Origin of the sequence: Pseudomonas sp. AB6, from assembly GCF_034314105.1 — a bacterium.
Taxonomy (GTDB): domain Bacteria; phylum Pseudomonadota; class Gammaproteobacteria; order Pseudomonadales; family Pseudomonadaceae; genus Aquipseudomonas.
This window is the reverse complement of the sequence record NZ_JAVIWJ010000001.1, coordinates 1,873,867-1,888,560: the sequence shown is the minus strand read 5'-3', so window position 1 is coordinate 1,888,560 and position 14,694 is coordinate 1,873,867. Positions and strand designations below refer to the sequence as shown.

Below are 14,694 nucleotides of genomic sequence, written 5' to 3'. Positions count from 1 at the left end.
TGATCAAATCACGCGAGCCTAGCGGCTGCGGTTAATGAGGCTGATTCGGTAAGTGATCATGCCTGCCTTGGTCAGGCTTTAAAAATATCCGGCCAGTCCATTCCTATCCAGTCCATAATGCCGGTATGAATCTTTAACAAATCACTGGCGGATAAGGCACTTGCACAGGGTGGGACGTTAAAGCATCGCACAATGGATAGTCTACGCACGCCCCCCCCCGAGTTGTCATGCCCACTGTTTTTACACTTATAGGTTCTTAATTTATTCAACGCAGGAGTAGCCGACCATGGTCAAGGCAATTGCATTCGATATCTACGGAACGTTGATCGACACTCAAGGTGTGCTAGGTCAATTGACCCAGTTGATAGGTGAAAAAGCGCTAATTGTGGCGAAAACCTGGCGACAAAAACAGCTGGAATACAGCTTCCGCAGAGGACTGATGCGTGATTACTGCGACTTTTCTATCTGTACCCGCCAAGCATTGATCTTCGCCTGTCGTGAACAGTCGATAGAACTTGATAGTGTTAGCATCCAATTGCTTATGGACACCTACTCAGAACTTGAAGCTTTCGCCGATGTAAGCGGCGCGCTTGAAGAGATGGTAAACAGTGGCTTGCATTTGTACGCGTTTTCAAATGGTAGTCAGCAAGCTGTCGAGCGGCTGCTACAGCATGCCCACGTCCGCGAATTCTTCACGGGTATCGTAAGTGTGGAGTCAGTACGCTCTTTTAAACCGGCTCCAGAAGTATATGACCATCTCATTGGCATCTGTAAACTGCCAGCCGCAGAAGTCTGTTTGGTGTCGAGTAATCCTTTTGATGTTTTGGGGGCAATGCATTCAGGCTTGAAGTGTGCGTGGGTGAATCGTGACCCGGCGGTGCAGTTTGATCCCTGGGGAGTTGAACCGCATCTGATCCTGGATGGTTTAACTAATGCGGGCCACAAACTGCAAAATATTAAATAACGTCCTTGAGAGATTAAGGCGTACTTGAAGTAGCCTTAATCTCTAACTGTCGCAATACCGCCTACGCATCACGAATTCGGGCGGGAGCAGGCTACAAACTAGCCAGCTCCCGCCCCCTTCAGTTGCTCGAACTCAGTAGGTTCGATATGCGTGAGACTCGGTAGAGTTCGAATAAACCTCGGATGGCTCTAGGGAGTGATTACGATGAGCAGATTATTCTCTCGGAAGAGCTTCGCACCATCGGGAAGCCATGACGGGAGCTGCTCTTTATCAGCTTTATCGGACTCTTTCAGCACTATCCCGACAGAGCCCAGCTTCATCTGCTTTTTCAGCCATTCAGCTACGTCTTTGGATAAGACGCGGCGGTCTTGTGCATCAGCGTATCCAAGCCCGTAACGTAGCTCACCCTCGACATCAAGCAGAGTCACATCAGTCCGGTTCAGGCGCCAGGCCAAGGCCGATGCAGTTCCCAGGCTATTACTAAGCAGGGACTTGGTGCCTTGCAGTTGTTCCAGGTGTTGAGCAATGAATTGGTCTGGCATTTTGTTGTCGACGATTACTTGTGGCATCGAGTTTGGCAGGATAGCGATCAATACCCAGATGGCCAGCGCTGGCGCGTACCAATGCTTAGCGGCTCGCTTCCATTGTAGAAAACCACACAATGCCCAGACCAGGCAGACGACTGCCGCGCCAACCAAGCGCAGGGTATGACCTTCAAATACCGGATTCACCAGTTCCAGACCGATCAAGCTAAGCAGCGACAGACTGCCGAGGGCCACGTTGAACAAGCCGTTGGCGCGCAAGGCTCGCAGGTCGCCCTGTCGCAGTTTGTCCACTAGCGTATTGGCCATCAGCAGTGCGAACGGCGTGAAGCATGGAAGAATATAGGTCGGCAGCTTGCCCTTGCTCAGACTGAAAAACAGGAACGGCATGGCAAACCACAACGCTAAAAACACGATATTTCTGTCGCTCCGCTCGGCCCAGGCTCGCTTCAGGCTGGGGATTACCAACAAAGGCCATGGCAGGGTGCCGGCGAACAGGATAGGCAGGAAGAACCAGAAGGGTGCCGCGTGCTGAGCATCGTTACCGGAGAAGCGGCGGATATTCTCGTTCCAGAAGAAGAAATTCCAGAAATCCGACTCGCGATGGTTGACCGCCAGAATCCACGGCAGGCTGAGTAGGATGGCAATCAGAACCGCCAACGTCCCCCCCTTGAGCAATACCCGCCAGCGACCTTTGAGCACCGCGTACGGTAAGACTACGATCATCGGCAATAACCAAGCTAGGAAGCCCTTAGTCATAAAGCCCAATGCGCATCCAACACCCAGCATCACCCAGCCAAAGCCGCGCTCTCTCGCATTGCGGCCTTCTAGCCCGAACCAAGCCGAAGCCACGCTGAGAGTGGTCCACAGCGCCAATTGCGGGTCGATGTTGGAGTAACCGGCCTGTCCGGCGGCAAGGCCAAATGTCATATACAGCAGACAGGCGGTCCAGGTTTTGCGTGGATCATTCCATATCCGCTGGGCCAATAAATACACCAGTAGAACTGTCGCACCGGTGGTCAGCGCCGAGGCTATTCGCGCGCCGAACAGGTTGTCGCCAAACACCGCTTGGCCGATTGCGATTAACCAGTAGCCGCCGATTGGTTTCTCGAAATAGCGCAGACCCAAGAAGTGTGGCACTACCCAGTTGCCACTGTGCAGCAACTCCTGAGCCGCCTGTGCATAACGGGTTTCATCGGGTACCCAAAGCCCATGGAGGCCCAGCGGGAAAATGAAGAACAGCGCGAAGGCTATAAAGAGCGCCGGATAGGCCAGCGCATGCAGCCCCTCGGTCGGCTTTGCCGACGCTATTGGACGGTTTGTCGAGATGGTCGAAGACATGCAGATGATTTCCTCAAGAGCGGCATCGGGAGGGCCGGGGTTAAGATGGCCCAATGATAGTGATGTGCGAATGAATGGCGCATGAACGAGTTGTTTAAGGTCATCTGTGAGCTTTGTCGTAACCTCGCCTTGCGCTATTGTGTTGTGGAATTTTCGCTTGCGAGGTAGGCATGAAGGCGCTGCTGGTCGAAGACAATGCTCTGCTGGGAAAGAGCGTGAAGCGTGGTCTGGAGGAGGGTGGCTGGATCGTTGATTTGGCCACCGACGGCGAAGAAGCGCAGTACCTGTTGCAGTCGAGCGAATACGATTTGGCGCTGTTCGACTGGATGCTGCCCAAGCTCTCCGGCTTGGATCTGGTGCGCCAATTGCGCGCCGCCGGCAGCGAGTTGCCGGTGCTGATGCTGACCGCGCGCGGTGAGCTTGCCGACCGCGTAGAAGGTTTAGAGCGCGGTGCCGACGACTACCTAGTGAAGCCGTTCGACATGCCGGAGCTGATCGCCCGAGTGAACGCTCTTTATCGCCGCGCTGCCGGTCGTGGGTCATCCATCCTGAGGCTCGGCGAACTGAGCCTTGAGTTATCTAGCGCAAGGGTTACTCGAAACGGGCAGGTGTTGGAGCTGACCGGCAAGGAATACGACCTGTTGGCAGCACTTGCCGCCAAGCCAGAGCAGCTGTTGATGCGAACGGCTCTGCTGGGCCTGCTTTATCCATTTGACATGGAGCCCGATAGCAACAGTCTCGACGTGCTGCTCGTACGCCTGCGACGCAAGCTTTCTGGTTCCGGTGTAGAGATCGAGACCGTGCGTGGCAAAGGGTTCATTCTCCATGTGGTCTAAATGGCCGCTAAACGTCAAAATCGCCCTGTTCTTAATCCTGATGCAAGCTCTGCTGCTGGGAGGAAGTCTGCTTTGGCTCTCAAATTGGATTGAGCAGGCTCGCCTGAACGAGTTAGCCGAGCGACTGGACACTCAGTCGGATTTTATTGAATCGTTGATCATGGTAGAGAATGGTCGTCTGGTGTATCGACGACATGGCGAGTTCGCCGCCGAGTTGGATCATGATCCCGAACTCTATTTCGCAGTCTACGACGAGGATGGCCAGCTGCTTTTTGATTCCGAAGGCCCGCAGCCGGAACATCGCCGAGCACTGCAACATCGATTGTCCACTGCTCAGCTGGGTTCAGATGAGACCCGGCTCATTCGATTGGATCAACGAGAGTGGTTGTTGCAAATTGGCCATATCATCCGCGAGCTAGACGGGCGCAAAGTGCTCGTGGATGTGCGCGTAGCGATCAACGCGCAACCCGTGCTCAATTCTGTCGCGGGCCTCCAAAGAGTCTTGGCATTAGTCGGGATAGCGCTTCTGTTGCTCACTTCATTAGGAGGCTTCATCGTCGTATCGGCGAGTACCAGGAATTTGCGGCTATTCGCTCATCAACTGCGATTGCTCAAGCCTCCACATTTCCAAGGGGTTCCGCCACCGGAGCCGCACAGTAAAGAAGAAATGCTGTTATTCGACAGCTACAGGCAAATGGAAGCGGAGGTGCGCAATGCGCTTCAGAACCAGCGATTATTTATTGCCAACGCCTCTCACGAGCTTAAAACACCTATTGCAGCGGTTACTTCTGCCTTACAAGTCATACTCGCACGTCGGCGCCCTCTGGAAGAATACATCGCCACTTGTGAGGATGTACTGGCGGAAATGCAAACGCTCAAGCGTTTGTCTATCGCGCTGCTGGACTTAGCTCGTTTGGACGCCAATGTGGAATACACCGGTTTAATAGATTTAATAACGGTGACCGATCCGGTAGTCGAACGCTGGCAACGCCATGCAGCCTCTCGCAGTATCACAATTCAGGCAGACATCAGTGTCTATAAGCCTGTGGATGTACCAGGAACGGCCGAACTCTGGGAAGTGATGCTGGGCAATCTTCTAGACAATGCAATCAAGTATTCACCCGATGGTGCAACCGTAGTGCTTTCGATTCACGCTTACTCTCAGAGCGAGGTGAAAATTTGCGTGACTGACAATGGCATTGGAATGTCTAGCGAACAATTGGAGCGGTTAGGGCAGGTCTTCTACCGAGCAGACGACTCCCGCTCCAACACCGACTCGTTCGGCCTTGGCTTCGCCCATACTAAGCGGATAGCCGAACAATTAGGTGTTCTGCTTAGGGTCCAAAGCGTTCCCGATAATGGGACATGTGTCAGTCTCTTAGTGACGCAATCTACCCAGTAACTGCCGCCAGATGGCTTCTTGCTCTTTGCTGGGCGCCCGTAAGTTGGAGGCGACCTCGGCGAATGAGGCGGCCTCGGTGCCATGCACTAAGGCCGCTAGGCCTGACAGTGGATCTTTTTTTAAGTCACCACCCGATAACACGGCACATACGCCGCGCCGCCGGGAAGTTTCATCCGATGTTGAGCGACAAAGGCTTGCAGCAGATGGTCCAACGGTTCCATCACAGCAGCGTCTCCATGAATTTCATACGGGCCATGTTCTTCGATCAGGCGGATGCCTTTATCTTTGACATTGCCAGCCACAATTCCAGAGAAGGCCCGACGCAGGTTTGCCGCCAGCTCGTGAGGCGGCAGGTCACGGCTCAGTTGCAAGCTGGCCATATTGGCGTGGGTCGGATCAAATGGGCGTTGAAAGCCTTCGTCGATTCTAAGCAGCCAGTTGAAGTGAAACGCATCGTTGCGCTCGCGGCGGAACTGTTTCACTTCCTTGAGCCCCAGACTCATCTCTCGCGCCACCTGAACGGGGTCGTCGATGATAATTTTGTAGCGGCTTTGTGCGGCTTCGCCCAAGGTGGCGCCGACGAAATTATGCAGCTGTTGCAGGTACGGCGCCGCATGTTTAGGGCCCGTCAGAATCACCGGAAACGGCAAGTTCTGGTTGTCTGGGTGCATCAAAATGCCGAGCAGGTAAAGGAACTCTTCAGCGGTGCCTGCGCCACCCGGAAAGATGATGATCCCGTGACCAACCCTTACGAAGGCCTCCAGACGTTTCTCGATGTCCGGTAAAATTACCAGCTCGTTGACAATTGGATTAGGCGCTTCGGCAGCAATGATGCCGGGCTCGGTCAGGCCCAAATAGCGACCGCCGCTGATGCGCTGTTTGGCGTGGGCAATGGTCGCACCCTTCATCGGACCCTTCATAACGCCAGGGCCGCAACCTGTGCAGATGTCCAGGCTGCGCAGGCCCAATTCATGGCCGACTTTCTTAGTGTATTTGTACTCTTCGGTGTTGATCGAATGACCACCCCAGCACACGACGATCTTTGGTTCTACCGCCGGGCGCAGGGTGCGTGCATTGCGCAATAGGTGAAAAACATAGTCGGTAATACCTTGGGAGCTTTCGAGATCGATGCGCGGGCTGTCCAACTCGTTTTCGGTGTAGACAATGTCGCGCAAGGCGCAGAACAACATTTCGCGAGTGCTGGCGATCATCTCTCCGTCGACAAAGGCGTCGGCCGGTGCATTGAGCAATTCCAGGCGCACTCCACGGTCTTGCTGGTGGATGCGAACTTCGAAACTTTCATACGCCTCGAGAATTGTCTTGGCGTTATCGACATGGGCGCCTGTGTTGAGAATAGCCAAGGCGCATTGGCGAAATAACTTATAAATGCTTCCTGACCCGGCTTCGCTCAGTTGCTGAACTTCACGCTGGGACAATGTCTCCAGACTGCCCTTTGGGCTGACCGAGGCGTTAATTACGTGTCTTGAAACCATTCTGAATTCCTGAAAACGATGCAACCAAGCCAGAAAGGGATCAGTTACATCAAATAAGTGAGCGCCGCAGCTAAAGGTCTTTGGCCCCTTGAGCGGTGAAAACGAGCGGGTATCGCATCTTACTCCGGCACTGGATCAAACGGCATGCGCCGGAAATTGATTAACTGTGTGTGTGACCCTTTGTACAGGCGATAATGCCCTGTCATTTTGTATTCACCTTACCCTTGGAGTTCGGCAGACGTCATGTTCGAGATAAAACACCTGAATCCTGAAACCTATCGCCGACAAACCCGGCGCAGCACGTTAGTGATTGCTCTGACGTTTGCGGTGTTGGCCGTTGTGTTGTCCAGCGTCGCCGTGAACCTATTTGGCGAAACGGGTGGCGATAATTTTCGTTTGAATGTGGCGGGCGTTTTCACGGGCCTGTTATTGACCATCGCCTTGGTGCGATATAAATTTTGGTCGCAAGCCTGGATGGCACCAGCGGTCTACGGTTGGCAGCTTAAACGCACCTTGATGAAAGTCACTAACGTGATGCATCACGTGACCGCTGGCGTAGCGGTTAATGATCCCGCAGCGATGAAGTTGCTGCGGTTTTACCATTTGGGCATTAGTGAAATGCATCAGTTGGATGCCAATTCCAGTGCTCATCTGCAGATGATCCAAGAGATTGATGAACACCAACTGCGGATGAACGCGCTGGCGATCAACACCGATCAGACTCGATTTGACCCCACGTGGATTAATGCCGTCAAAGTCCGCAACTAAGCGAACTCTGACGGCAGCTGTTCTGTCTTGAAACGTTGTATGCCGGGAGTAACTTAATCGAATTTTTCACGCTGAGGGCGGCGATCACCGGCCTGGGCTTGATGATTACAGGGTTACTCCTCAGCGGGTTTTGCGACCAAAAACGACTCGACGCTGTATGGTTTTTTGATGATAGCGACGTCGGCAAGTTCGGCCGGTACACGAAGCTCATTTCCATAACCAGTGGCGAACGCAAACGGTATGTTTTTTTGTTTGAGGATCAGCGCGACCGGCAAGCTGGTTTCGCTCCCCAGATTAAAATCGAGCAACGCAAAGTTAGGTGGCGTCTGGTCAATAATGCGCAGCGCGTCAGCCACCCGGGACGTAATATCGACTTCCTGCGCGCCTAGCTTGAGCAAAATATCTTCGGCCTCAAGTGCAATGATAATATTGTCTTCTAGAACCAATACCCGCCCTTGATAGGTGGACGGCCAGGCTGCTTGTGAAGGCGCTTTTACCAGTGGTCGGCTGCTGGCCAGTTTCACAAAAGCTGATGGAATGACAAAACTCGCCTCAAGACCATGCCGTGCATAAATCACCTCGGCAGTGCCCTTCAGGTCAAAAGGTATCGAGCGCTCGACGATGGTACTGCCGAAGCCGCGACGGCTAGGTGGTGAAACTGCCGGTCCGCCATGCTCTTTCCACGACAACGTCAAGCGTCCGGCCAGATCAAGACTCCAGTCAATGTGGATTCCACCTTGCGCGGTTGATAATGCGCCGTGCTTTGTCGAGTTTGTCATCAGCTCATGAACCACCAGCGCTACGGTTGAAAAGGCTTGGGGATCGAGCAGCACATCGGGACCATCAATCTTGAGTCGCTCATGACCTTGGGAAAGGTAAGCCTTCCCCTCGGCGTCTATAAGGGCGCGCAGAGGTGCCGCACTCCACTGGTCGGCGGTAATTTGATCGTGGGCCAATGACAGTGCCTGGATCCGGCCGCTAACCGACTGAATAAAGTGTTCAAGAGTTGTTTCGGTATCTCGACTTTGTCCAACAACGGCGCGGATCAGGGTCAGGATATTGCGCACCCTATGGTTAAGTTCATCCACCAGCAATTCCTGCTTTTCATTGGCTTGTTGGCGCTCAATGCTACTGGGATCTTTGACCCTGAGAATCACTTCCAAAAGCGCTGCGCGCAGATGCTGAGCGACTGCATGATCGCTATCCGTCCACGGGCGGCTCTGTCCGTCGACCTGTTCGCTCCACACCGCAAAACTTTTACGAGGCGTGAGCCGTTCACCATTAACTAAAGCCACGGCATTTTTATCTGGGTTACCCCCCCAATTCACCGAATGGCGCCACTGACGGCGGAAGAAAACCAGGTAATCGCCTGGAGTTAGCGATAGCGGAATCGCCAGTATGCCTGCGGCGCTGTCCACGAGGTTTTTGCCCTCGGGGTAGACGCTTGGCAGCGCGTGAGTAGAAAATCCATTAGCCGCCCCCACCTGGTTAAGGAAACTTGTCATGGCATAAAAGGCCTGTTCGTCAGGCATATTGCCGCTGACGCGAACCCTGCCGTGGATACACAACCCAACGCCATCGCAATCGATCAGGCCTGCGAAATTATCGACGGCATTGCTAAGGCTTTTGAAGATTGGGGTAACGGTGCCCAGTTTCGCAATCAACTGGTCGTGCAACGCGCGCTTATATAACGATTGTTTAAGTTCGGTATCACGCTCGCGGCTTTCAAGCATCAGGGAAAACATTTGCCCGAACAACTCGGCCGTCGTCCGAATCTCCAATGGTAGCGGGCCTGATACCCCGTGATGACAGGCGATGAGGCCCCACAACTGTCCTTGGTGAATGATTGAAATGGATAACGAGGCCGCCACGCCCATATTTCCTAAATACTCTAAGTGAACCGGCGAGACTGACCGCAATAAGCTGAGTGACAGATCAAGCGGCGAGTTATCGCGGTCTTGTAGAATCATCGCGCCTGAATCACTGACGTTCGCGATGATGCGCAGGCTGTTGCGCACGTAGAGCGCGCGGGCTTGTTGCGGGATATCGCTCGCGGGATAGCGCAGGCCCAGAAAGCTTTCCATGCCGGTTGCTGCTTTTTCAGCAATGACTTCTCCGGTCCCGTCCTGATCGAAGCGGTACACCATCACTCGGTCGTAACCGGTTAACGCCCTTATCTGGCGCACTGCTTCTTTACACAGCGTCAGTAAATCTCCTGGTCGCTGAAGGCGCATGATCATTGCGCGCAGCGTGGGCGCTGAATCCGTGCGAAGGCCGATTGCGGGCTCCGCTTCAATCACAATACTTGATCCGCTGTAGTGAATGGCGAAGTCAAACAGCTGATTAGTGAGCAATGGCTTGCCGAAGATGCGCTCGACCGAATCAGAAGTCGCCATGAATTGCAAACCGTTACGCAGGTCGTGAAGCGTCGACAATGAAATGATATCGCCCAAGGATCTTCCGAGCACGGCTTCAGCAGTGAAAGGAAGAAAATCGCTGAGATTGACGGAGGCGTGCGTTATCTGCCAGTCATGGGACACCGCTATCAGAAACCCGAACGTTTGGACCCGAGCAAGCCTATGAATGGGTTCGCGATCACATTCATTGAGATTATTGTTGTAGCGAGGCATCGGTTTGATTACCGGGGAAATAGGCGCTGAGAGTGGAGCGGGCTGAAGACTGGGGCTCGCTCGGCATAATTGGGTTCAGGTTAGTACACGCCTGTGCGTTGCATACTACCTGAGAATGCACTCATAACCGCGTTTGAGTGATGTGTCGGCTCTTGGATGATATTAAGCCCCCAAGTTGAATGTGGCCGGATCAGGTCCCAAGCGTTTAACTTGCTCGATGGCGGCGATCTCGGCCATGTCTTCAGCGCTCAGCTCAAAATCAAATACGCTAAAGTTTTGGACAATTCGATCTGTGTTGCTTGAGCGAGGTATGACGATGTGCCCAACCTGCAAGTGCCAGCGCAGAACCACTTGCGCCACCGTCCGCGCCTGACGTGCAGCGATACGCCTCAATATCGGTTGGTTAAGCAACTCACCGCCTTGGCCCAGCGGGCTCCAGGATTCGGTGTGAATATTCAGGGATTGGCAAAACTGCAGTAAGTTCTGCTGCACGAAATCCGGATGGATCTCAATTTGGTTGACGGAGGGTTTTACGCCGCTGTCATCAATAATCCTTTCAAGGTGATCAGCGTTGAAATTGGACACCCCAATCGAACGTACTCGGCCTTCCTTCTGCAATTGAACCAAGGCACGCCAACTGGCGGGGTAAGCATTCTTGCTCGGCAGCGGCCAGTGGATCAGGTACAAATCAACTTTTTCCAGCCCGAGCAGCTTGAGGCTGGCGTCATAAGCTCGCAGCGTTTTGTCGAAACCGTGGTCGGCATTCCACAACTTGGTGGTGATGAAAATATCTTCACGCGGCACGTCGCTTTCAGCGATGGCACGCCCGACACCGGCTTCATTGCCGTAAATCATCGCGGTGTCGATATGTCGGTAGCCAGCGGCGAGTGCCGCAGCCGATGAGGTGAAGGCTTGCTCGTCGGTGAGCTGCCATACGCCCAGTCCCAATTGAGGAATCTGTACACCATCGTTCAGCGTTATCAGCGGAGCCTGTGACATTGATAGTATCCTTTGTCGGCGAGCGAAAGCGCAGGGGTGCAGCATACGCCCAACAGAGGTACCAGGTCCGCGAGCGGACCTTTTTTCATTTCACGCGTTGAGTTCCGCACTGCGAATAGAAAAATTCGCCATGTGTTCAAGGCCTTTGATCAGTGCCGAATGGTCCCACTGGCTGCCACCGATGGCGGCGCAGGTGCTGAACACTTGCTGGGCATTGGCGGTGTTGGGCAGGTTGAGGTTCAGTTCGCGAGCGCCTTCGAGTGCCAGGTTCAGGTCTTTCTGGTGCAGCGCGATACGGAAGCCGGGGTTGAACGTGCCTTTGATCATCCGCTCACCGTGTACTTCGAGGATTTTCGAGCCTGCAAAACCGCCCATGAGTGCCTCACGGACCTTAGCGGGATCAGCACCGTTTTTAGCGGCGAACAGCAGCGCTTCAGCCACCGCCTGAATGTTCAGGGCGACGATGATCTGGTTAGCGACTTTGGCGGTTTGACCGTCGCCATTGCCACCCACGAGAGTGATGTTTTTACCCATGGTTTGCAGCAGCGGCAGGGCGCGGTCGAAGGTGGCCTGGTTGCCGCCGACCATGATGCTCAACGTGGCTGCTTTGGCGCCGACCTCACCACCAGACACCGGCGCGTCAAGGTATTGTGCGCCGGTGGCGTTGATTTTCTCGGCAAAGACTTTGGTGGCAGACGGGGAGATCGAACTCATGTCGATAACGACCTTGCCCTCTGATACACCCTCGGCGATGCCGTTTTCGCCAAACAGCACGGCGTCGACGTACGGGGTGTCGGGCAGCATAACGATGATGAACTCTGAGGCTTCAGCTACGGCTTTCGGACTGTGCACCACCTGGGCGCCGCCTTCGGTCAGTGAGCCGGGAGGGGCGCTATGATGGTCTGACAGAATCAGTGCATGTCCTGCTTTGAGCAGATTCTGCGCCATGGGCAAACCCATGATGCCGGTACCAATAAATCCGATTGTTGCCATGGTAGTGATCCTTTTATTGTTGATCGCCTGGATTCCATTTGAACGCGTCAGGCACATGGAGATTCTGTGGGAACAAGCTGTGCTTTAAATCGCGTTGTATGTTTTCAGCCAGCCCAATCCCGCTTCGGTGGTGGTCAGCGGTTTGTATTCGCAGCCGACCCAGCCCTGATAGCCGATGCGGTCCAGGTGTTCGAACAGAAAGTGATAGTTGATCTCCCCAGTGCCGGGTTCGTGGCGGCCCGGGTTGTCGGCTAGCTGCACATGCTCAATAACTGGCAGATGGCTTTCCAGCGTGCGGGCCAAGTCGCCCTCCATGATTTGCATATGGTAGATGTCGTATTGCAGTGCCAGGTTTTTGCTGCCGACCTTGTCGCGAATATCAAGGGCCTGGCGGGTGGTGTTCAAGTAAAAACCTGGAATATCCAAGGTGTTGATCATCTCCATGACCAACCGAATGCCAACCGCTTCTAGTTTGTCGGCGGCGTATTTGAGATTGGTGATGAACGTGTTTTCGATCAGCTCGGCGCTGCCCTCGGCCGGACGAATCCCGGCCAGGCAATTGATTTGTGTATTGCCCAGAACCTGGGCGTAAGCGATGGCCAGATCGACTCCGCTGCGGAACTCTTGCACTCGGTCCGGATGACAGGCTATGCCGCGTTCGCCGTTGGCCCAGTCGCCCGCAGGCAAATTAAACAGCACTTGGGTCAGCCCGTTGGCGTCCAGTTGGCCCTTGATTTGCGCCGAGTTGAACTCGTAAGGGAACAGGTATTCAACACCGGTGAAACCCGCTGCCGCCGCAGCGTCGAAGCGGTGCAGGAAGTCGTGTTCGGTGAACAGCATGGACAGGTTGGCGCATAAGCGTGGCATGGTGCGTTCCTCAGTCGAAACGGTTGTCGGTCAATCAGCTTCAGTTCATCAGGCTGACGGAGGTAGGGGCATCGGCGCGGGATTCTGCCAGCGCTTCGAATTCATTGATTGCGTTAATTTCTGTGCCCATGGAGATATTGGTCACTCGCTCCAGAATCACTTCGACGACTACCGGAACGCGGTGCTGCTGCATCAAGGCGCTGGCTTCAGCAAACGCCGCTTGAAGGTGTGCCGGGTCAGTGACGCGGATGGCTTTGCAGCCTAAGCCTTCAGCCACCGCGACGTGGTCTACGCCATAACCTTCCAGCTCCGGTGCGTTGATATTGTCGAAGGCCAATTGCACGCAGAAATCCATGTCAAAACCACGCTGCGCCTGACGAATCAAACCCAGATACGAGTTGTTTACCACGACATGAATGTACGGCAGTTTGAACTGCGCACCCACGGCCAACTCTTCGATCATGAATTGGAAATCATAGTCCCCGGACAGCGCAACAACCTGACGATCAGGATCAGCTTTGGCCACGCCCAGCGCCGCTGGAATAGTCCAGCCCAGCGGCCCGGCTTGACCGCAATTGATCCAGTGACGTGGCTTGTAAACGTGCAGAAACTGCGCTCCGGCGATTTGCGATAGACCAATGGTGGTGACGTAGCAGGTGTCTTTGCCAAAGTAGCGATTCATTTCTTCGTAGACCCGTTGCGGCTTGACCGGCACGTTGTCGAAGTGGGTCTTGCGTTGCAGGGTGCGCTTGCGTTCCTGGCAGCTGTGCAACCACGCGCTGCGGTTCTTGAGCGTTCCGGCAACGTGCATTTCCCGGGCGACTTCGATGAACATTTCCAAGGCCGCACCCGCGTCGGAAACGATGCCCAAGTCCGGCATCAACACTCGACCAATCTGCGTTGGTTCAATGTCGATATGGATGAATTTACGGCCTTCGCTGTACACCGAAACAGTGCCAGTGTGACGGTTGGCCCAGCGGTTGCCGATGCCTAATACCAGGTCCGATTCGAGCATCGTGGCGTTGCCGTAACGGTGCGACGTTTGCAGCCCGACCATGCCCGCCATTTGGGGGTGATCGTCAGGAATAGTGCCCCAGCCCATCAGCGTTGGAATCACCGGAATACCGGTCAGCTCGGCGAACTCAACCAAAGCTGCCGAAGCGTCGGCGTTGATGATGCCGCCACCGGCCACGATCAGCGGGCGCTCGGACTGATTGAGCATCGCCAAGGCTTTTTCTACCTGCTTGCGGCTGGCCTTGGGTTTGACGATGGGCAGCGGCTCGTAAGCGTCGATGTCGAATTCGATGTCGGCCATTTGCACGTCGAACGGCAAATCGATAAGCACCGGACCAGGCCGTCCGCTGCGCATCAGTTGGAAGGCTTTCTGGAATACATAAGGCACTTGCCCCGGCTCCATGACCGTCGTCGCCCATTTGCACACTGGTGCGGCGATGCTAGCGATGTCCACTGCCTGAAAGTCTTCTTTGTGCAGGCGGGCGCGGGGTGCTTGGCCGGTGATGCACAAGATCGGAATCGAATCTGCCGAGGCGGAGTACAGGCCGGTGATCATGTCGGTTCCGGCCGGGCCTGAGGTGCCGATGCACACCCCAATATTGCCCGCGACCGCGCGGGTGTAACCCTCTGCCATGTGCGAAGCGCCTTCGACGTGACGTGCCAGCACGTGGTCGATGCCGCCGAGTTTCTTCAGGGCGGCGTACAAAGGATTGATGGCGGCGCCGGGAATCCCGAACGCAGTGTCGATTCCCTCGCGTTGCATCACCAGAACGGCCGCTTCGATAGCGCGCATGACAGTCATTTGGTAGTCTCCTGAAGTCGATAGTTTGAGTACCTGACTATCC

At 54.6% G+C, this 14,694-nt stretch carries 11 protein-coding genes; 4 read left to right on the top strand and 7 right to left on the bottom strand.

Annotated features, from left to right (window positions below):
- Window positions 1-286: 286 nt before the first annotated feature.
- The gene (locus RGW60_RS08995; protein WP_322203918.1) at window positions 287-964 is read left to right on the top strand and encodes a haloacid dehalogenase type II; all 678 of its coding nucleotides are present in this window, start codon (window positions 287-289) and stop codon (window positions 962-964) included.
- 188 nt (window positions 965-1,152) lie between these two features.
- Here RGW60_RS08995 and arnT read toward each other — a convergent pair whose 3' ends face one another.
- Window positions 1,153-2,847 carry a lipid IV(A) 4-amino-4-deoxy-L-arabinosyltransferase gene (gene arnT / locus RGW60_RS08990; RefSeq protein WP_322203916.1) on the bottom strand — a complete coding sequence of 565 codons (1,695 nt, stop codon included), beginning with the start codon at window positions 2,845-2,847 and terminating at the stop codon, window positions 1,153-1,155.
- 170 nt (window positions 2,848-3,017) lie between these two features.
- On the opposite strand from arnT, the gene RGW60_RS08985 reads away from it, so the two are divergent.
- Both RGW60_RS08985 and RGW60_RS08980 read left to right on the top strand, forming a co-directional pair.
- Window positions 3,018-3,683, top strand: a complete 666-nt coding sequence (locus tag RGW60_RS08985; protein ID WP_322203914.1) for a response regulator transcription factor — start codon at window positions 3,018-3,020, stop codon at window positions 3,681-3,683.
- A complete protein-coding gene (locus RGW60_RS08980) occupies window positions 3,673-5,085 on the top strand; it encodes a HAMP domain-containing sensor histidine kinase (protein ID WP_322203911.1) in 1,413 nt (470 codons plus the stop codon). Before RGW60_RS08985 ends, RGW60_RS08980 begins: the two co-directional genes overlap by 11 nt.
- A 119-nt stretch (window positions 5,086-5,204) precedes the next feature.
- On the opposite strand, the gene ppnN is transcribed toward RGW60_RS08980, so the two are convergent.
- Window positions 5,205-6,578 carry a nucleotide 5'-monophosphate nucleosidase PpnN gene (gene ppnN / locus RGW60_RS08975; RefSeq protein WP_322203909.1) on the bottom strand — a complete coding sequence of 458 codons (1,374 nt, stop codon included), beginning with the start codon at window positions 6,576-6,578 and terminating at the stop codon, window positions 5,205-5,207.
- Between the two features lie 243 nt (window positions 6,579-6,821).
- On the opposite strand from ppnN, the gene RGW60_RS08970 reads away from it, so the two are divergent.
- Window positions 6,822-7,346, top strand: coding sequence for a DUF3087 family protein (locus tag RGW60_RS08970; RefSeq protein ID WP_322203907.1), 525 nt, complete (start codon window positions 6,822-6,824; stop codon window positions 7,344-7,346).
- A gap of 113 nt (window positions 7,347-7,459) precedes the next feature.
- On the opposite strand, the gene RGW60_RS08965 is transcribed toward RGW60_RS08970, so the two are convergent.
- The 5 genes from RGW60_RS08965 to gcl form a co-directional block, all read right to left on the bottom strand.
- Window positions 7,460-9,976 (bottom strand): HWE histidine kinase domain-containing protein, encoded by a 2,517-nt coding sequence (locus RGW60_RS08965; RefSeq protein WP_322203905.1) that lies wholly within the window; start codon window positions 9,974-9,976, stop codon window positions 7,460-7,462.
- A gap of 162 nt (window positions 9,977-10,138) precedes the next feature.
- Complete coding sequence (locus RGW60_RS08960; RefSeq protein ID WP_322203903.1) at window positions 10,139-10,975, bottom strand: aldo/keto reductase; 837 nt, start codon at window positions 10,973-10,975, stop codon at window positions 10,139-10,141.
- Window positions 10,976-11,065: 90 nt separating this feature from the next.
- Entirely contained in the window at window positions 11,066-11,968 is a 903-nt protein-coding gene (locus tag RGW60_RS08955) for a 2-hydroxy-3-oxopropionate reductase (RefSeq protein WP_322203901.1), read from the bottom strand.
- An 84-nt stretch (window positions 11,969-12,052) separates the two neighbouring features.
- Window positions 12,053-12,835, bottom strand: coding sequence for a hydroxypyruvate isomerase (hyi, locus tag RGW60_RS08950; RefSeq protein ID WP_322203899.1), 783 nt, complete (start codon window positions 12,833-12,835; stop codon window positions 12,053-12,055).
- Window positions 12,836-12,875: 40 nt separating this feature from the next.
- On the bottom strand, window positions 12,876-14,651 hold the full coding sequence (gene gcl / locus RGW60_RS08945) for a glyoxylate carboligase (protein ID WP_322203897.1): 1,776 nt from the start codon (window positions 14,649-14,651) through the stop codon (window positions 12,876-12,878).
- Window positions 14,652-14,694: the final 43 nt, after the last annotated feature.